The following is an 18,021-nucleotide window of genomic DNA, read 5'->3' on the forward strand; positions in this document are numbered from 1 at the left end:
CGGAGTGAAACACGGAACTCGTCCATCGACATCCCCCATCGCTGATGATCGCCGGTGCGCGATCGGCTGTCGACAGCATGACATCCGGTGAAATCTGGGCGTCGGGTTTCGCGCCGAATCGGTCGCACATCCTATGTCGCCGCGGCGTTTTCGGAGTCGACGGCGTGTCGTTCACCGAGTTCTGCAACGCCGTCGCGCGGTCGTCGGTTGCCGTACGGGGTCCCACCTCGATCGTCAGCTGATTGCACTACGGCCGAGCAGGGCGCGGTCGAGCCGGGTACCAAAAGCGCGGATGGTTACGGTTCTGATGCAACAACATCTGCAAGAACATTTCCAATTACCTTGGCAACAAGTGGAATTCACTGTTGAAACGACAATGTTCCGGTAAACTTCCGTCCGGATGCGAACATCATCCAGAAGTCAGGGGGTTCCTCATGACCGACATTGCTCGTGAGCGCCGACGTCGCTGGGTCGAGCGCAAACTAGCCGATCTGCCGCGCCTCACGGCGGCGCAACGCAGGTTCCTGTCGGTCCCCCTATCCGAGCGCGACTGGCATCTATTGATCGACCGCGCAGGCGATAACGAGGGCCGAGCGTCCGGGTTCGCCATCGGCCGAACCGGTGTGTACGCCTTGATATTCACCGACGTCGTGCCCTCGCGCGCACACCTGGTGCGTGTGCGCAAACACGCGGAGGAGGCCTTCGCCGGTCTGCTGTTCGGTCGTGAACAGTTCGTACCGCACATGCTGGATGTCATGCTGCTGATGCGGTCCGCCGCGGTCACCGAGGCACACGATCAGTACATCGCGGTCGATGAGTCGACCATCCGCGAAACACTGATCACCGGTGAGACCAAGCTGTCACGGCGCAGGGCCCGAGACATCGCACTGTCGGTATCGGACCGGCTCACCTGGTACCAGCGCATCTCCACCGAATCGGCGCCGACAGTCGAACAGGCCGCATCCGACGGGCTGTTCGGTGAATCATCGCTGACCGAGGACGCCAGGGCCAACGGGTTGGCCCGCCCCTTCCGCGAATGGATGACCTTCCTCGACCCGGATCAACTCGCACTGGTACACACGAACTTCAGCGGCCCCGCCCGATTCAGCGGCCCGGCGGGCACCGGCAAATCCGTCGTCGCGCTGCACCGGATGGCTCATTTCGCCAAACGCAATCCCGGCCGGATCCTGTTCACCAGCTTCGTCAGAACCCTGCCCGCCTATCACCGGCAGAGCTTCGCCCATCTCGCGCCGCATGCGATCGACCGGGCGACGTTCATCGGCCTCCATGCGTGGACGATCGACTTTCTGAAGCGCCGCGAGGTCCCCTACTATCTCGACTCCACGATCCAGAAAGATGCCTTCGCCCGCGCCTGGAGCCGGGCGCGCCGAGTGCTCGGCGGGATCGACGGCACCGATCATCAGTACTGGCAGGACGAACTCGATCGGACGATCAAGGGCCGCGGCCTCGAGACCCGTGACGCTTACAAAGCGATCAGACGTACCGGGCGCGACGGCATCCAGCTCCACGGCAGCCGTCGAGATTATGTGTGGGAGCACCTGTATCGCCCATACCAGGCTCGGATGGCCAATCGCGGCGCCGACGATTTCAACGACATCATTCGGAAGGCCATCGACGAACTGCGCGCCAGGCCGCTGGACAGCAGCGAAGATTTCGCCATGGTCGTCGTCGACGAGGTCCAGGACTTCACCCTGATGCAGCTGCGCCTCGTCCACCAGATCGCCGGTGGCGGGCCGGATGCCAACCTGCTCCTGGTCGGGGACGGTCAACAACAGGTCTACGCCGGTGGCTGGCGAATCTCCGACGCGGGCATCCCGCTGGCCGGGCGTGGCCGCATCCTGCGGACGAACTACCGCAACCGGGAGTCGATCCTGCGATACACCCAACGGATCGAAGCGGGCAACAGCGTCGACGATCTCGACGGCGGCCGCGGATTCGTGTTGCGAGACAGCGATTCGGTGCTCCCGGGCGGCAATGCGTCCGAGCACATCGTCCGCCGCAGCGATATCGACACGGTCCTGGTCCGCGCGATCAAGGACTCGGGCCTGCCAGCCACCGATATCGCCGTCATCGTCAACACCAACAACGAGGCCGCCCACTACCAAGAGGTCTTGGAACAGGCGAACTTCCCGGTCCTGGCTCTCGAGGAATACGACGGCACCCAGCTCGACTGCATCAAGGTCGGCACCGTTCATCGAGCCAAAGGCATGGACTTCGCCGCCGTCTTCCACATCAGCGAAAAGCCCGCCGCCATCGACACCCTGTCCGGCGGCGCCCGCGACCGAGCCGAACTCCTCGCCCGCCAGGCACTGGTGGCGGTGAGTCGCCCACGCGACTATTTGTGGGTCGCATTCCTGACCGACTGATGGCAGCGAACGCAATACCTGGGACCGGGCGGGACGTGAAGCGATAGGGGTGCAATGGGGTTCTATGTCAGGCGCAGTGTCTCGGCCGGGCCGTTCCGCTTCAACCTGAGCGGGTCGGGGGTGGGGGTGAGCGTCGGCTTTCCCGGATTTCGCGTGGGTAGCGGCCCGCGCGGGAACTACGTCGCCGTCGGCCGCCACGGAATCTACTACCGGGCCTCCTTCGGCGCCGGTGGACGTGCTCGGCCGAACCTGCGCGTCGGTGCGCCGACCAGCCACCCGGCCGGTCAGGTCGAGTTGAGCGATGTCACCGGTGCTACCCCGCTGACGTTGGAGCCCACCGGCAGCGGGGACGTGGTGGATCAGTTGAACGCCGCGGCGGGGCGGGTCGGCAGCGCATTCCCCGCCACCACAATGCTGATTCTGACAAGCTTGTGCCTGTGGCTGTATGTGCCGCCGGTGGGTATCGCGATCGGCATCGCGGCGGTGCCGATGTGTGTCTGGTTGATCTTGCAGGACAGGGCGAAGAGCCGAGTCGTGCTCTTCTACGACGTCACCGACGAGCCCGCCGCATGGTTCGAGCAGCTGGTCCGATCATGGTCCTGCCTCACTGGTTCGCAGCGCATGTGGCGGGTTGTCGAGACCGGCGATGTACGGACAACCGAACAGTACAAACGCAATTCAGGGGTGGACACGGTGGTCGTTCGCGCCGACGCCACCGCATCGCTGGCCGCTCCGAAACATCTTGCGACCAACGTCGCGGTGCCGACCATCACCGTCGGTCCGTCGAGCCTGCACTTCCTCCCCGATCGGCTGCTCGTTCGGGACGGGAAACGATATACCGATGTCGACTATCGGCACCTGTTCGTCGCGCACGAGGTCGGGGAGTTCCGGGAAGCCGACCACCCGGTGCCCAGTGACACCGAGCAGACCGGGCAGCGCCATGCGGTGGTGAACAAGCGGACCGGGGCGCCGGATCGCCGGTTCAGATACAACCCGGTATGCCCGGTGGTGCGATACGGATACCTGGATTTGATGAGTACGCACGGGTTGAACTGGCGTCTCCAGGTTTCGCGGGCGGAGGCGGTGGCCCCGGTCGGCGCGGTACTGGGCGCGATTCCGCTCGGCCGCTGACCTTCGACCTCGTCGTGGCAGAGAGCATCGTGGCTTTGTGTGCACGTCCGGCGCAGGTGTCGGTGGAGAATGACGGCGTCCGTGGTGGATGATCGTCACTGCCCGATGAGGTTTCGAGCCCGGACTGCCTGGAGCCGAAAGGAACGTACCGTTCGATGTTCGACGAGATCCCCCACCACCTGCCACGGCCGACGGAACTCGCCGGGGTCGTGGCGGTCAGGCACGCGCAGAGCACGGTGAACGCGGCGGGTGACGATCCGGACGCCGACACTCGTCCTCGCGTTCCCGATGGGGATATCGAACTGTCCCCGCTGGGTCGAGACCAAGCCGCGAAGCTCGGTGAATGGTGGTCCGGGTTCGGTCGCCACGATCGCCCCGGTCTCGTTCTCTGCTCACCGTATCTCCGCACCAGGCAGACCTGGGCGGCGATGGCGCAGGCCGCGCGGCACTCCGGTGATGAACCGATCGTGGTCGTCGACGAGCGTTTGCGTGATCGCGAAATGGGTGCGCTGGAACTGTGGTCGCCCGCCGCTATCCGCGCCGACGCCCCCGACGAGGCCGAACGTCGAGCGCGACTGGGTGATTGGTTCTACCGCCCGCCCGGTGGTGAATCGCTCGCCGACCTCACCCTGCGCGTGCGCGATCTCGTCAACGATCTCGAACGTCCCGCAGCGCGAACCCGGATACTGATCGTCGCCCACGACGCGACCATCGCGGCACTGCGTCGAATCTTCGCCGGTCCAGGACCTGCGCTGCCCGAGGAACTGCCTCCGGTGCCGAATGCCTCGGTCTCGGAGTGGATTCAGGACCGCGGGCGGTTGAAGCTGGTCCGGTGGGGTGAGCGTGTCGGCTGATCCAGCTACGAACTGCTCCCGAACGGTAGGGGAGAGCGCTGCACAGGGTAGGCCGCGACATCCATGATCACCGAACCGTCGCACGGTCCGCCATCGATATCGGTACGCCACGACCCGGTCAGCGTCCCATCCGCTCGCGGGGTGTAATACGCCACCGAATGCGCCGGAGCCCACACCTTCGGCACACCTTCTCCTTGGTAGCAGTCCCATTCCCAGTCGTAGGCGTGGACCCAGCTGGTCCCGTCCCAGGTGTACTGCGGCGGCTGCGGAAGTGTCGGATTGGCGGGTGTCGGCCCATCGAGCACGGTTGCCACGCATATGTCACCCGTGCAGGTCGTCTCGAATCGATACGTATCGGCGAAGTCGGGCTCCCACTGCCTCGCCGCCAGACTGGTGCCGTGCTTGGTCGCGGCAAAACGCTTCACCGAATAGTCGCCGGACCATGACGGCTGCGTCCCAGCCTGCGCGGGCGCGACTCCGACCATCGACCACACCGCGATCAACGCGACCACCAGCAAGGTTTTGCGCATGACCGGATTGAATCACAGGGACCGGTGATGTGAAGCGAGTATGAGCCAGATGGTGATGTGGCCGGTATGTTGCGGGTGGAATCCGACCTCGGCGGTCGTCATGGCTGTGATGGCCGACATGAAGAAGTCGTCGTCGCCCATCATGAGCGCGCGATCTCGCGTGCAGGCGATATGTTCCTGAAGATCGACGCCGATCAGTCGAACACCGACGCGATTGCCAGAGCGCCGATCCCCACCCCTGACGTCCTATAGCCCAGGCCGCCTGTGCTCGCGTTCGTTGTGAAGCCTCGGTGTTCGCTTGCTGGTCGAGCACGGCTTCGACCCGCCACGCCTGGTTGTGAGGCCGACGTGCTCCGGAGCCAGGCGATGCGAGCCCAGCGAGCACGAGACACGTGGCCGAGATCCGGGCGGTCCACCCGGATCTCACCCACCGGAATCAGCTGTTCTCGCAGCCGATCCCATTACCGTCGCGGTCGAGGTCGTACTCATCCGGCCCGATCACCCGCACCCGCCCGGTGTACTCCGGCCCGTTCCCACTCCCACCGGCACAGTCCACATCGGACGTGATCGGCACACACGGATCGTAGGACTCATGGCACCCGGACCCCGGCTGAGCCGAGGCCTGCACCGGAATCGACAGAACCAGCCCGACAGCAACAGCGGACGTTCCGAGAACAGCGGCGAATCTCATCATGCTCCATTCACTTGTGAAACGCTGCCGATTCTGTCACGCCCAAAACCTGTTTCAGTACCCATTCAGAAAACCGGTGTAACGCACTCTTCCTGCAATGTGATCTACCTCTCAATAGCGCGACGTGGCCGCGCCCCGACCAGAATCGACGGTCTGGGCAAGTACGTCTCCATGACCGCCTCCAACAACGCCGACGGCGGCGAGATCACCTGCCGGATCCTGGTTGGCGACAAGGTCGTCTCCGAGCAGACCTCCAGCGGGCCGTTCGCCTCGGCGAGCTGCTCAGGAGACGCGGGGGAGGAGTAGACCGCGGCGTGGTCGGCTCATCCGGCCGACCACGCTCCGCTCGCTCGCCCGGATTCGTCATCAATCCGGTCCGCTCCGGGAGAGCATTCGGATGTCCGGGGTCTCTCCGGCCTTCATCGCCACTCCCGCTCGACCGCCGACCGATCGCGCAGACGCATGAACATTGTTCGGGTGCTTGCGAGTTCAGCGCCAGGTGGGAACGGCTGTCGGCTCAGGCGGCGTGGTTCACTGGTCGGGCTCGGTCAGCTCCCGGGTCGAAGACCGGAGGAAACATTGATGACGACCTTGTCGTCGGTGACCTCGCGGACGGAGATGGTGTTGCCATCGAGGGAACCCGACTCGCCCACCGGCACAGTGACTTCCTGCCCGCCCACTGAGAGGCTGACGGTATTGCCCTCCACCTTGACCACCTTGATCTTCAGCCCGAGAACGCTCGCTTCGGCATCGACGCCGCGCTCGAAGGTGATGAGGCAGCCCTCGACCTTGCACTCGGAGGTGTACCCATCACCCTGGACGGTGCAGGCCACCGCGCCGAATGTGGTCAGCGTGGCGAAGAAAGATGCTGCGATCAGCCGTCGAACATACACCCGGCCAGTGTAGATCCAGGTCCACCGCCCCGGCGGCTCACTCATGGGGATCCGCCATCAACACCACCCGATCCACCTCCGGCGAATACCCGAGCACAGGATGCCCGAAATCCCCCTCGGCCACCATCACCACTTCCTTCCGCAGCACCCGCCCGATCGCGCCGAGAAACCCACACAGCACATCCACCCCCACCTGCCCCTGCAATTCCTGAAGGTCGACGTCGAACTCGATCTGCTCCTCGGCCCACGGTCGAAAAATCGCCAACAGCTCCGGCGCCGCCCGAACATGCAGACTGACCACCTCATCATCCTCACCCCGCCCCAACACCTCCGCCGCCGAAGGCAACGCCTTCACCTCATCCCCCTCCCTGAACTCCCACTCCCACCCACTCGACCGAACCAGCTCGAACACCGCCTGCCAGTCCTCGACCGTCGTGTCGTGGACGTAGATATCCGGCAGCGCACCCATGAGAGCGGGATCGAAGAAGTTCCTGACGTCGTCCCAGACCAGATCTGACATGAGTTCATCATGGTTGATTGGAGTCGTGAGGGCGCGATCGGATCCGCTCATCCGCATGGCGGTCGGCATGGGCGCGAAGTGAGCGCCGAGCTATCGCGGGATAGCGATGCAGCAAGCCGCCATCTGCGAAAGCTCATCGAGTAACGGGCACTAACGAAACGACGCGGGAAACCGACAGGGCCAGTGTGACGACGACCAAAGACGGCGATATCGCAGCGGAACTCCATCTCGACGAGGGCGAAACCTTCTTGCTCGCATCGCTGCAACTGCTGATGCTCGACCGCGATCTCGCCGCCGAGAAGCGCGCGCCCGAAGCCAAGATCGCGGTCCGCGACGCCGTCGTGTCCTCAGCGGTCGAACTCCTCGAGCAGTTGTCCGATTCGGCGCCGCAGTGGGCCCGCACCTACGCCGACACCTGTCGGCCGATCGCGCCCGAGTCGGTCTGCGAGGCGCCTGTTCAACTGTGCGGCAACATCACCGACCGCCACCGAGCGGTCCTGCTGACGATCGAACTGCTGCTGTTCACGCCATGGACCGACTCGAAAACGAAATGGATCGAGAAGGAGCGCCGCCAGTCGTTGAAGGTTGTCGCTGCGATGTTCCAGGAGTTGCGGCCCGACGACCTTTCGGTCATGGAGCGATCATGCGCCGCGATCATGCGCCGTCTGCGTCGCGCGACCCGAAGCGGTGGCCGCCCGGTTGATCGTGCGTCGTGTCCGCGAAGCTGCGCGTCAGGACGAGTTGTTCCCGGTCTGGCGGTATCACCCGTTCTTCACCGACTCGACCGAACCCGTCGTGGACGCCGATCTCACTCACTGCTGCCATGCCGTCATCGAAACCGTGTTCGCCGACCTGATCGACGGCCCGCCGGCGCATATGCCCTCTGGGTGTTTCGGCGCGAATTCGGCTTGGGTGCTGTGCTGCGATCGCCCACAATCTGCTGCGTGCCGCCGGTCGGCTCGCCGACCCGCAACTGGGCCGCGCTCGCGGGCGAGTTTGCGCCGAAAGATCGTCGCTGTGCCCGCCCGTTTCACCCGCCCGCAACGCAGACCCGTCCTGCACCTGCCCCCTCACTGGCCCTGGGCCCGGGCCTGGCAGCAGTTGTGGCACGCCACCACCGGACTCCCGACCGCCTGAACACCGCGAAACACCCCTACGACTAGGAATAACAGTGGAAAGGCTGGGCAGACCAGCAGCTACCCGACACCCAAATTCCATTGGGCCGCGCGCCTGCGGCGCGCGGCCCACTCAGCAACTTCATCGGTGGATCGAGGCTAAGTGCGGCCCTGCGAAGCTATCGGATGATAGGCCGCCGAAATCGCGTGATTGCGGTGTCTCCAGGTGGGCTGCGAAGATGTTGTGGTGCGCATGCCCCGTTTTCGCGAGGTCCTGTTCGTTTCCGAAGGCAAGTTGGAGTGGGAATTCAGCGAGGCGAGCTCGCTTGATCGGAGGAAGGCTGGAGGTGAGGTATCCATTGGTCTGCCGGGCAACGGTATGAAGGTCTTGACGCCTGCTGGGTCGCTCAGTTCGGTGGAGATCGCTGCCAAGCTCGAAAAGGTTATCCGCCACATTGATCGAAGACATCGTCCGCAACCTTTCGAGGCACCTGGACTCAAGGCCAATCTCCGGCCCAATCAATGGATCACCTTCGATCTCAACATGAGATACGGTACAGCCCGCCAGGACAGCGCTACATCAGGTGCACCACATGACGTAGTCCTCTTCGGCGGTAGCGTTCAATCCGAGGGCGGCGGCGATGGCCGATCACTCGACTTGCTTCTCTGCGGATCGATTCAGCACCTTCGAAGCCGGGTCGCGAGCTACGGTCGCATGGGCTCAAATACAGACTGGTTGTACGATTTCGCCAGCGAACTGAATCGTCGTGAATGGGCAAATGTCCATGTGATACCAGAGTTCCCGACGGCGACTGTGCCACACCATCACAGCTCCATTACCCCAGAACATGTTGCCCACGAAGTCTTTGGCGGTCTGATGCGATCGACGCATCCCCGGCCGGATTACAGTCGGCTCTGTGGACATGCTCGAGTGCTTATGGACATCGACAATGCCCAGTGGGCCACTAGGTTGGTTATCGCGACACCACTATATATAGAGCGGGCGACTGCCCGATCGCGAAGACGCTGGTGGCCGTCCCGCCGCGCAGATCCTGGCATGTGCTAAGCACTGAGAGGTGTAGGGTGCCAGTGTCTGCTAGCACGGAACTAGTAGTCCAAATCTAGACGAGCGCAATCTCGAATTCTATCGAGGGCGGCGAGAAGTTCGCGTCGACTTTGGCGCATTTCTGATCCGGCCTCTTGGATAAGAGCTTCACTCTCGTTTGTCTGCTTATTTGATATCGCGGCTGTGGCGTACGCAACAAAATTGAAGGACAGGCCTTCGAATTTCCGTATTTCCTCCCGGACCTCGGTTGACCAGTAGAATTGGGCCGAGCATGCTTCCAGTGGTACTCGTAGAGTCTCTGGGTACCAGTTCTCAAGCAAGTCTCGGGCGCGCCGCACGACTGATGTATCTTCTCCGTAGTAGCCAAACCACACTTCGTCGATGGTTCGCTCCAAGTTGTAGAGCCACACGCCCAACCGGTCGTAGGCATCTGTCAGGCGCTCGCGAATATTGGCTTGCCGAGCGGCCTCGAGCTGCATCTCATACTGGCGTAGACTGAGATTGAAATATGTGTCAACCTGTGTCTGTACAAGCTGTACGTCCCCGCGGGACCGAAAATATGCACCAAAATAACCGGCGGTTATCCCCGTGATCAGCACTACCAGGATAGTTATCACAGATGGCAAGTTGTGTCTCTCTAGGCGTTCGTGCAAATTCGTGAATAGTATACGCTTGGCCCAACAAGCGCCCGGTCCAACAGTATCGACGGCGGCCGTCCGGGCCGGGGTTCGATGGCCAACCCGGGCAGACCGTGTTCGATGAAGCGGTTCCGCTACTTCGCCACGGTCATCGGCGTGACACCGACCGTTGTCGCCACATGCGCGTTCGCCGCGCCCGGCTCCGCGCACGCCAGCACGACCCGGCACCGCAACGCATACGCCTGCGTCGATGTCGCCGCCCGCGCACCCCGCACCAACTCCCGACGCTGCGCTTGAGTCACCACCAACTCCGGACCCGATCTCGGCCGCCCAGTCCTCGTCGCCGCCGAGTCCTACAATTAACCAACGGATTTCAGGCGCGGAACACTGGCTCGTCTAGTGTCATCATGATGTGACAGCTTCCCGGCGAACGGATGCAGATGCCTTACCGAAGTGCTGATGAGGATTACGCCTTGACGCTGGCGAATGATTCGTACGAGTGGTATCGACAGGCTGCAATCAAAGCGCGCAAGTTCCATCGGGCCACTGAGGTACTGCAGTTGGTTGGCTCGGCAGCCATACCGGTTTCTGTCGCGGTATCGCCCGAAAATGCCACTGTACCCGCCATTCTCGGCTCGATGGTGGTGGTTATAACAGGTCTGCGAGCAGCCTTTCACTGGCACGAGGACTACCTCAGGTTCAGTCAGGCGCGAGAAGCTGTCGAGGCCGAAAGGCGGCTCTATAATACCGGCACAGTTCCATACAACGATATGGATACACGTGGGCAAGTCCTCGCAATGGCAATAACCAGGATTGAGCAGAAGGAGATGGGGTCATGGTTGAAGATCGCCGCACCGCATGATCAGGCATCGCACCGTTCCTAATTAACGGGTGTAGGGGCGATAATTAAACGAGTGACGGCGATAGGGCGGAGAATGCAGGGGCGAGCAGCGAGATGTTTCCGCTTTCTCCTACTGGGCTCATCGTTTCGTTGTGGCTGATAGTTCGACAGTATTGTAAATAACTAGGGTGTACGGAGATGGATGTGTCATTTCCGGACTGCTCTATCAAGAGCTCTATCCGGCAAGGGCATTGAAGTCGACAGTCATCCCAGCGTTGTTAAGTTCTTTAGCGAGCGGCAGTTTCCACCCCCCGTTCGGGTCCAATGATATATAGAGAATTCCGTCGGTATCCGATGGACGTTCGACGCCGGGTTCCACAAGTAGCGCAACTCTAGATCGCCCCAGTTTGCCGATGAAATAACCGAGTTCAAAGATTACATTCTGACGGGCGCGAGGCCGCGGTTCGTCTGATGCATTTTTTGTCGATCCGACATCGTCACCGCTGGCTACTATGATCGCATAAGCAGCCTCGGATGCGGCACGCTCCAGATTCTCGATGACCGTATCGCCTTGATTAGGGTAATCGATCAAGATTGTCGGTTTGACAGCTGTCAGGTCGCGGACGAGCGTTGAAACCTCGAGCCTTCGGGCGTTGTCGTGTCCGTGAACAATGAATACTCGAGTTCCGCCAGGTGCGGTAGCTCCACCTTCGTCGACTGATATTCCGTCAACCAGTTCTATCTCCCCGATAGCGGCTTTCATCAGCGCCACCGACTGTTTGATGCCGCCTCGCCGAGCTTGTACGTAATAGTCATTGGACATGCCAGACCAGGCCATCCCGGGAGAGAACGTTACCTTGATGAGGTGATTATAGGTCGGATTATCAGCTCCCAGGGTTGTGCGCAGCGCAACTTCATTCCTCGCCCGCCAGTGATCAAGGTCGGCAACTTCTCCGTTTGAGTCAACCGAATCAATTTGTTTTTGGATGGTGGCGATCTTGCGTTGAAGGTTCATGCCCCAATCATATGCGATCCAACATAAATTCACCGCGGCCACCCGGGCGGCGAGCGCACCTGTATGAGTCGCCCTGGGTTTGGTGCCCACCTTCTTTCTTGGGAAGGATGGGCAGATCATGCCTGCGAAGTACGACGAAGCGACCAAGGCCAAAGCTGTCCGGCTGGTCGCCGAGCACCGTGACGACTACGACAGCGAGTGGGCCGCGATCACCGCGGTCTCGTCCCGGCTCGGGATGACCGGGGAGACACTGCGTAAATGGATCCGGCAAGCAGCGATCGACACCGGCGCCGCCGAGGGCGTCTCGACGGAGTCCGCGAAGCTGATCCGAGAGCAGAAACGCAAGATCGCCGAGCTGGAACAGACCATCGAAATCCTGAAAGCTGCAACAACTTTCTTCGCGCGGGAGAGCGACCCGCGACACCGGTAATCTGCGCGTTCATCGCCGAGCATCGCGCTCGGTTCGGGGTCGCTTCGATCTGCCGGGCGCTGACCGCGCACGGCGTCAAGATCGCCCCGAGGACCTTCCACGCCTGGGCCTGGCGGGCACCGTCGAAACGGGCCTTGTGGGACACGACGGTCACCGCGATCCTCACCGGCTACTACGAGCCCGGCGACAACGGACGGCAGGCACGGGAGTCGCTCTACGGCGCCGAGAAGATGTGGGCTCACCTGCAACGTCAGGGCATCGCGGTGGCGCGTTGCACCGTGGAACGACTGATGCGGCAGCACGGGTGGCGCGGTGTCACACGCCGCAAGAAGGTCCGCACCACCGAGCCCGACCCCGCCGCGTCGCGGGCACCGGACCTGGTCGACCGGCAATTCCGGGTTCCGGCACCGAACATGCTGCTGGTCGCGGACTTCACCTACGTCCGCCTGGTCACGGGCGTGTTCGTGTACACCGCGTTCGTCATCGACGCCTACGCGGGTCGGATCCTGGGATGGGAATGCTCGACCAGCAAAACCACCAGCTTCGTCGAGTCCGCGATCCGCCAGGCCGCTGCGGTCCGTGGCCGCGAAGGACACCCGCTGGCGGGCAACACTATTCACCATTCCGACGCCGGGTCTCAATACACAGCTTGGCGGCTCGGGGAGACGTTGTTGCTGTCGGGCATGGTCCCGTCGATCGGATCGATCGGCGATGCCTACGATAATGCGTTGGCGGAGACCACAATTGGGCTATACAAGACCGAAGCAGTTCGTGACGACTCACCATTCCGGCGCGGCCCGCTACACCGCGTGGCCCGATGTTGAACTCCTGACCGCCGACTGGGTCGGCTGGTTCAACAACGCCCGGCTGATGCACCGCCTGGGCCGCAAACCGCCGGTCGAGTTCCAAGCCGACTACTATGCCGACCTGACCCAGCAACCCGCCGGAGTCGGATAACCGGGTGCGCATCAAACGCGGGGCGATTCAGTTCCTGTCGGTAATAGGTGGGTGGGCTGAATGTATCTAGGGCGCCTGAGGCTCGGCAACGGCGATCAAGGCCCCAGCAGTGGTGTAACGCAGCGTCCTTCGGTGCGGTGGGTCGGGCGCTGAGGTCGAGGGCGGTCGTTCGCATCATCTCTGGTGTCGGTGATGAGCGCGAGGCGGCCTTTGGTGAGGATGTCGAGGCCGAGGTCGCGGGCCTCCTTTCTGCCTCGTACAACACAGTTGCGGACCTACACCATCCGTGAAGGGCTCCTCGAATGAGTGGGATACTCCTGTGTTCCGGTGATCAGGTCGCCGGCTTGGGTGACCACCACCACGGGGTGCGCGGCTCGAGGGCGCCGAAGTGGGGGATCAGCGCGGCCAGGACGGCGACGGTATCCGTGTGGATGGTGTGGACGATGGTCAGCCGGTGTTTCCGCGTCAGTGCTTCATAGGTGGCCGGGTGGTGGGTGCTGTGCAGGAGGGCAACCGCCTGTGTCGGTGCGTCCGGTTCCGTCACAGTGATTGCCCTTCCGCGATTCGATATGGACGTACCAGGACCGAGCCGCACGCCCTCGGTCCGGCGGCAACGCGCTCGAGGAGGTCGCGGTTGCGGGTGTGTCAAAGTCGGAGGGTGGTCGCCATCGACTGATTGTGTGCGCGTCTGGTGGGGAGTTTCGGTGGTTCTTGACGCAGGTGGTTGTCGACTGGGGCGGTGCCGGAGGGGATCGGGTCCGCCCGGGCGGGCTCGCGGACGGTGGTTTCGGTTGGAGGAACGGTCATAACGGTCGGCTCCGGGTTCTGTCGGGGCGAAAGTCGAGCGTGCGCCTCTGCGGATTGCGGTAGTGATTGGTTTCAGCATTGCTGTGTTCTTGCGGCAGAAGGACACGCTGAACCCGTACGGAAGCCGTACCCTGGCGGTATCGCAGCGGAGGGATAATGCCGAAAGATGACGATTATCAGGTGGACTGGGGTCTAGGTCGCTGCGCTGCGTACCGCGTTGCGGGATACATAGGTTCAGTTCACCGACCGGATCGGGGTGAGCAACGGGCGTAGATTGCCGAACCCTGCCCGCCCGAGGTTCGCTCCCGGATGACGGAATCGACCCGATCTCCAGCCATGTGATGCCGGTGGATATCGACAGCGATTACTGCGACGGAATGGATGCGCGCCGGCCGCGGATAGGCGAGGATGAGTGGCGTTGGGCATCAGCAACGGACAGGGGACGCGATGAAGGTCGCGGAAGTAATCGAGGCGCTGAAAGCATTGCTGAGGATCCAGCCGAATGTGACCGCCGGCAGTATAGAGGTCTACCTACCGGAACTCGATGACACGGTGACTATCGACGTTGCCGAAGTGCAACGGTATAGGCGTATCTGGGCACCGAACGGGGATCCGGCCCTGGAGTTCGTCATTGGCTCCGGTCAGGAGGTTCGCCCCTTGATCATCACGCCCGATGATGTTGTCTTTCAGCCCTTGGACACAGGCGTATTGCTGGATTTTCCGATCGAATTCAGCGTCGTGGATGCGCCACACATCGTGGCCTACACAGAAATGGAGCGCGCTGCGGAGAGGATCGCCGGCGTCTGCGAGCGCCCCGGACCGATCGAGCTGGGAAGTGTGGCGGCTGCTTTCCTGCTCGTCCGATGCTACGTAGCCGCTGCTGTACGAGCCGGCATGCGCCCAGTCCGAAGTGTGGCGTGGTGGCAGCGAGGCTGGTCCGCGGTCGGCGGGGATGTGCCACTACCGCCATTCCGGTTCGATCCAATGTGGGACGAATTGACCCACGAAGCAACCGAACTCGTGCTGGACGGCGAGGGACCGAAGAGCCCGTGGGAGGGAGTGGTACCCGAGCTCACTGTCGCCGACTTCCAGCGTCTGGAGCCCGCACTCACTGCTGTCGGGCTTGACCAAGAGTTCGTAGGGTGCTGGACGGCGTCGATATCGGTAACGCCTGCGAAGTTCACCGAAGTGTTGTTGGACCAGCTGGACAGCGGACGTGCCTACGTCACCTTGTATCCGGAAGGAAGCGGCAGTGTCGACATAACGGTGCAGGGTGGCGCAGAGGTAGCGATCCTTCAGATCAGTTGGTGTGGTAGGGACGAGTTGCAGATCGACGAGATTCGGATTCCGGATGCACTGGCGCACACCGGCTTGTTCCAGCGCCTGATGTTCAATACCACGAGAATCGCAAAGATGCTCGGATTCGAGAGGGTTTCGCTTTTGGCCACCGGCGTCGGTGCATACGCTTTCGCGGCTACCGGTTACCCACGAGATCCGGAGTTGCGTAGGACACAGCACCGCGGCCGATAGTGCGGTTTCACCGCAATGCTTTTCGGCGCAGCATGGCCATGGCTTCGGTGCCGACCGTTTCCTGAATCGCCGACAGCAATGTTGAGCAGTAGTCTCTTACACCCGCCAAGTCGGCACGTGCGGTAGCGATTTCTGTATTTACCTGTTCGCGGGTGCTGACGGGTGCTTGGCGAATGTCGCGCACCGCCCGTGCCCCGATGCTGCGAATGCTCTCAGCGAGGGCGACGGTGTATTCCGGTCGGTGGATGCCTAGACCATTGGTATCGGAACGGCCGGCATCTACTATTCGCGTGACATCGTTGGCGGGCAAGAAGAACAGAGTTGTGGTAGAGAAGTGACTTCTCGCGACTTGCTGGCACCACCGGGTCAGCAGTCCGGACTTCTTGTCAACCAGCGGGGCCAGATCCAGATAGAAGTCTGCATCGATGGTTGCCAGCACGGTCTGGGAACCATCCAGTTGGGACCGAATGCCGTCCACCGCCTGCGCCTGTTCATCCAGTAGGCGAACGAATTCCGCGGACAGTTCCGGCGAATCGTCGCCATCGACCAGCCGCTCCGCCATCTCCAGCAACTGCTGACCGCGAACACACAGGTCCTGTAATCCGGTGAGTAGACGCACCAAGTGTGCGGCGACGTCGGCATCCTTGCCCGCGCGCTTGCCGTCGACGAAACCTCCCCAGTGTGACGACAAGATCTCGGCCAGCTTCGAGATCAGCTCGAACATCCCACTTCCTCCTCCGACGCGGATCGCGCAGTGCGGTGCCCAGGTATGGCGATGATGTGGGCTTACCGAAATGCGCTGATCGTGAATGCCCGTCATTGTATGAGCGCCGAGGGACACCTGCCCGGTTGGAGATTCCACACCGCGCCATGTGGTCCGGTCCATCCCACCTCTGTGAGGGCTGGCTCAGCCAGGAGCGACTTCAGCCCCGCGCGCTCAAAGGTCCCCAAATCCGTGCCGGTTCAGTTCAGCAGGTTGTTCCAGCCGGGCCTCACGTCACCGGAGCCGAACTCGATAGGGCGCTGAGCAGCGGCCCCGAATGCGGCGGGCACGCGGTCGCCTATCTCCGAGAAGATGAGCCAATCCTGGTGCTATCTGCTTCTTCGGGCTGCTGAAGAACTGCCGGGTGCCTCAGGGTCTCTGACCGAAGGAGGCCCCCGACAGTTGTCTGGTCGATCGGGTCGATCAGCTCACTGCGACGAACACCTTGTCGGAGAGTAGTGTCGGTTCAACGGCAAGGGTACCTTGCGCCGCCGATGCGGACGGCACAATGAATTCGACGTTGCCGGTGGTCGACGCTCCCTCGAAAAGGGGGCTGGTTGTGTCGAGTGCGTCGGGAGCGACGGCGTTGCTGTCGTGGGAGTTCACGGTGTTCCCGTCCGCAGTTATGTAGCTGACCGTTGCGAATGGCGTATCGCCTTGTGGGTCGGTCCCAATATAGGTGATCGTGACATTCGCCAGTAGATACTGCGAGCCTGGCGGGGGCGGGTCGTTGAACTGGTTCTCCGCGGCGACAGCATCATTCGCGTTGAGCGTGACGCTGTTGACAGTCACCTGCCAGTCGCCGTCGGTGATCACCGACCCCAGTGGGTACGGATTTGCACGTGTGCCCTGATCCGGTGATGCGTCCTGGTCGCGGGCGTCGGAGTCGGTTGCCTGTCCGGGTGCCGCCGGGGTGGCAACCGATACGTCGCTGCTGTTGAACGCATCGTCGAACGCATCGGAGACAACGGTGAGGAAGACAACGAAACCGACGACGGTGCCGACGACCGAGATGATGATGGCGGCGATGCTGGTGCCTTTGGTCTTGCCGGACTGGCACACCCCCACGATTCCGAGGATGAAAGCGATCGGGAGGAGAACCCATCCAACGATCAGAGCCCCAGGAATGCAGGCGAAGATGAAGCCAATGACGGCTGTAATGACCGCGATTATCCCGAGGGTGTTCCGCTCTTTTCTCGGTGCGGCGGGCAGTCCTGGGTACGGGCCGGGAGGCGACCATGGAGGCATCGACGAGGGCGGGATGGGAGGCGAGGTCATAGTTGCGCACCTTCGGTTGTGCAGGGTCAGGTGGAGGGCTTGGTCAGCGCATTTCGTGGCGTTCACTGACTAATAGCCCGCGCTGTGAGGTGCGTTACAGAGAAGTTTCGACCTGCCCGCTCGAGTCGGAAATGGCTGGTCATCGCGTTGGAACGCGGTTGTCCAGCGTCCGGATACCTGACGTCGGACTATGCGAGGCTGGTAGCCAACCGAAGAAGTGCGTGCGCCGTAGGCGGGTTGTCCTGCTCGGCAAGCAGCGGCGTGAGGCGGCTTGGCCTCTGTCATCGAGCTGGCTGCGGACGAGCCCGCGCTGCGAGGCTATTCGCTCAGGTAGTGCTCGATCTCGGCCAGGGAAGTGGATTCGAACAGTCGCTCGCCTTCCTCGAGGTCCACGAGCGTCCATCGGTTGGGCTCTTTCGGTTCGGCGATCAGCTGGTATCCGGCGCGGCGAGCACGGGCCATCAGGAAGCGTAGGCGGCCGGTGTCCGGGGCGAGCTGGTGATCGTCGGTCACTGCGTACTCCCGTCGATTGTGGTTTGCCATAGACGCAAGGCCTCGGCGATACGCGTCAATTC

Annotated in this window: 19 protein-coding genes and 2 pseudogenes; 10 read left to right on the top strand and 11 right to left on the bottom strand. The window is 62.4% G+C overall.

The window, feature by feature from the left end:
* Nucleotides 1-434 precede the first annotated feature (434 nt).
* The 3 genes from QH168_RS10995 to QH168_RS11005 all read left to right on the top strand — a co-directional run bounded on the left by QH168_RS10995 (nt 435) and on the right by QH168_RS11005 (nt 4,372).
* Nucleotides 435-2,387, top strand: coding sequence for a UvrD-helicase domain-containing protein (locus tag QH168_RS10995; RefSeq protein ID WP_280234469.1), 1,953 nt, complete (start codon nt 435-437; stop codon nt 2,385-2,387).
* Between the two features lie 54 nt (nt 2,388-2,441).
* Complete coding sequence (locus QH168_RS11000; protein WP_280234470.1) at nt 2,442-3,518, top strand: DUF4236 domain-containing protein; 1,077 nt, start codon at nt 2,442-2,444, stop codon at nt 3,516-3,518.
* Between the two features lie 155 nt (nt 3,519-3,673).
* Entirely contained in the window at nt 3,674-4,372 is a 699-nt protein-coding gene (locus QH168_RS11005; RefSeq protein ID WP_280234471.1) for a histidine phosphatase family protein, read from the top strand.
* A 5-nt stretch (nt 4,373-4,377) separates the two neighbouring features.
* On the opposite strand, the gene QH168_RS11010 is transcribed toward QH168_RS11005, so the two are convergent.
* The gene (locus QH168_RS11010) at nt 4,378-4,902 is read right to left on the bottom strand and encodes a hypothetical protein (RefSeq protein ID WP_280234473.1); all 525 of its coding nucleotides are present in this window, start codon (nt 4,900-4,902) and stop codon (nt 4,378-4,380) included.
* A 75-nt stretch (nt 4,903-4,977) separates the two neighbouring features.
* Between QH168_RS11010 and QH168_RS11015 the strand changes: the two genes are divergently transcribed.
* Nucleotides 4,978-5,154: a hypothetical protein gene (locus tag QH168_RS11015; protein ID WP_280234475.1), complete on the top strand. Its 177-nt coding sequence runs from the start codon at nt 4,978-4,980 to the stop codon at nt 5,152-5,154.
* A 184-nt stretch (nt 5,155-5,338) separates the two neighbouring features.
* On the opposite strand, the gene QH168_RS11020 is transcribed toward QH168_RS11015, so the two are convergent.
* A complete protein-coding gene (locus QH168_RS11020; protein ID WP_280234476.1) occupies nt 5,339-5,593 on the bottom strand; it encodes a hypothetical protein in 255 nt (84 codons plus the stop codon).
* A gap of 171 nt (nt 5,594-5,764) precedes the next feature.
* Between QH168_RS11020 and QH168_RS11025 the strand changes: the two genes are divergently transcribed.
* Nucleotides 5,765-5,899 carry a hypothetical protein gene (locus QH168_RS11025; RefSeq protein WP_280234477.1) on the top strand — a complete coding sequence of 45 codons (135 nt, stop codon included), beginning with the start codon at nt 5,765-5,767 and terminating at the stop codon, nt 5,897-5,899.
* Nucleotides 5,900-6,141: 242 nt separating this feature from the next.
* On the opposite strand, the gene QH168_RS11030 is transcribed toward QH168_RS11025, so the two are convergent.
* Together QH168_RS11030 and QH168_RS11035 are read right to left on the bottom strand one after the other, a co-directional pair.
* The gene (locus tag QH168_RS11030; protein ID WP_280234478.1) at nt 6,142-6,531 is read right to left on the bottom strand and encodes a hypothetical protein; all 390 of its coding nucleotides are present in this window, start codon (nt 6,529-6,531) and stop codon (nt 6,142-6,144) included.
* Nucleotides 6,524-7,075 (bottom strand): hypothetical protein, encoded by a 552-nt coding sequence (locus QH168_RS11035; RefSeq protein ID WP_280234479.1) that lies wholly within the window; start codon nt 7,073-7,075, stop codon nt 6,524-6,526. Before QH168_RS11035 ends, QH168_RS11030 begins: the two co-directional genes overlap by 8 nt.
* Before the next feature lie 618 nt (nt 7,076-7,693).
* On the opposite strand from QH168_RS11035, the pseudogene QH168_RS11040 reads away from it, so the two are divergent.
* A pseudogene (locus QH168_RS11040) lies at nt 7,694-8,143 on the top strand (IS1380 family transposase); the annotation flags it as partial.
* A 231-nt stretch (nt 8,144-8,374) separates the two neighbouring features.
* Complete coding sequence (locus tag QH168_RS27695) at nt 8,375-9,187, top strand: SAVMC3_10250 family protein (RefSeq protein ID WP_432421075.1); 813 nt, start codon at nt 8,375-8,377, stop codon at nt 9,185-9,187.
* A 41-nt stretch (nt 9,188-9,228) separates the two neighbouring features.
* Here the strand turns inward: QH168_RS27695 and QH168_RS11045 are convergent, their stop codons facing one another.
* Together QH168_RS11045 and QH168_RS11050 are read right to left on the bottom strand one after the other, a co-directional pair.
* Nucleotides 9,229-9,786 (bottom strand): hypothetical protein, encoded by a 558-nt coding sequence (locus tag QH168_RS11045; RefSeq protein WP_280234480.1) that lies wholly within the window; start codon nt 9,784-9,786, stop codon nt 9,229-9,231.
* A 173-nt stretch (nt 9,787-9,959) separates the two neighbouring features.
* Nucleotides 9,960-10,127 carry a hypothetical protein gene (locus QH168_RS11050; protein WP_280234481.1) on the bottom strand — a complete coding sequence of 56 codons (168 nt, stop codon included), beginning with the start codon at nt 10,125-10,127 and terminating at the stop codon, nt 9,960-9,962.
* A 138-nt stretch (nt 10,128-10,265) separates the two neighbouring features.
* Between QH168_RS11050 and QH168_RS11055 the strand changes: the two genes are divergently transcribed.
* A complete protein-coding gene (locus QH168_RS11055; RefSeq protein ID WP_280234482.1) occupies nt 10,266-10,709 on the top strand; it encodes a DUF4231 domain-containing protein in 444 nt (147 codons plus the stop codon).
* Nucleotides 10,710-10,901: 192 nt separating this feature from the next.
* Here QH168_RS11055 and QH168_RS11060 read toward each other — a convergent pair whose 3' ends face one another.
* On the bottom strand, nt 10,902-11,681 hold the full coding sequence (locus tag QH168_RS11060) for a nucleotide-binding protein (protein ID WP_280234483.1): 780 nt from the start codon (nt 11,679-11,681) through the stop codon (nt 10,902-10,904).
* A gap of 118 nt (nt 11,682-11,799) precedes the next feature.
* Here QH168_RS11060 and QH168_RS11065 point away from each other — a divergent pair.
* A pseudogene (locus tag QH168_RS11065) lies at nt 11,800-13,068 on the top strand (IS3 family transposase).
* 331 nt (nt 13,069-13,399) lie between these two features.
* On the opposite strand, the gene QH168_RS11070 reads toward QH168_RS11065, so the two are convergent.
* On the bottom strand, nt 13,400-13,612 hold the full coding sequence (locus tag QH168_RS11070; RefSeq protein WP_280234484.1) for a hypothetical protein: 213 nt from the start codon (nt 13,610-13,612) through the stop codon (nt 13,400-13,402).
* A 710-nt stretch (nt 13,613-14,322) separates the two neighbouring features.
* Between QH168_RS11070 and QH168_RS11075 the strand changes: the two genes are divergently transcribed.
* Complete coding sequence (locus tag QH168_RS11075) at nt 14,323-15,405, top strand: hypothetical protein (protein ID WP_280234486.1); 1,083 nt, start codon at nt 14,323-14,325, stop codon at nt 15,403-15,405.
* 7 nt (nt 15,406-15,412) lie between these two features.
* Here the strand turns inward: QH168_RS11075 and QH168_RS11080 are convergent, their stop codons facing one another.
* From QH168_RS11080 to QH168_RS11090, 3 genes are all read right to left on the bottom strand, one after another.
* Entirely contained in the window at nt 15,413-16,129 is a 717-nt protein-coding gene (locus QH168_RS11080; protein ID WP_280234487.1) for a hypothetical protein, read from the bottom strand.
* 462 nt (nt 16,130-16,591) lie between these two features.
* A complete protein-coding gene (locus tag QH168_RS11085) occupies nt 16,592-17,446 on the bottom strand; it encodes a DUF4352 domain-containing protein (RefSeq protein ID WP_280234488.1) in 855 nt (284 codons plus the stop codon).
* Nucleotides 17,447-17,764: 318 nt separating this feature from the next.
* Nucleotides 17,765-17,959 (bottom strand): hypothetical protein, encoded by a 195-nt coding sequence (locus tag QH168_RS11090; RefSeq protein ID WP_280234490.1) that lies wholly within the window; start codon nt 17,957-17,959, stop codon nt 17,765-17,767.
* Nucleotides 17,960-18,021: the final 62 nt, after the last annotated feature.

This window comes from Nocardia cyriacigeorgica (assembly GCF_029868385.1).
GTDB classification, from domain to species: Bacteria; Actinomycetota; Actinomycetes; order Mycobacteriales; family Mycobacteriaceae; genus Nocardia; species Nocardia cyriacigeorgica_F.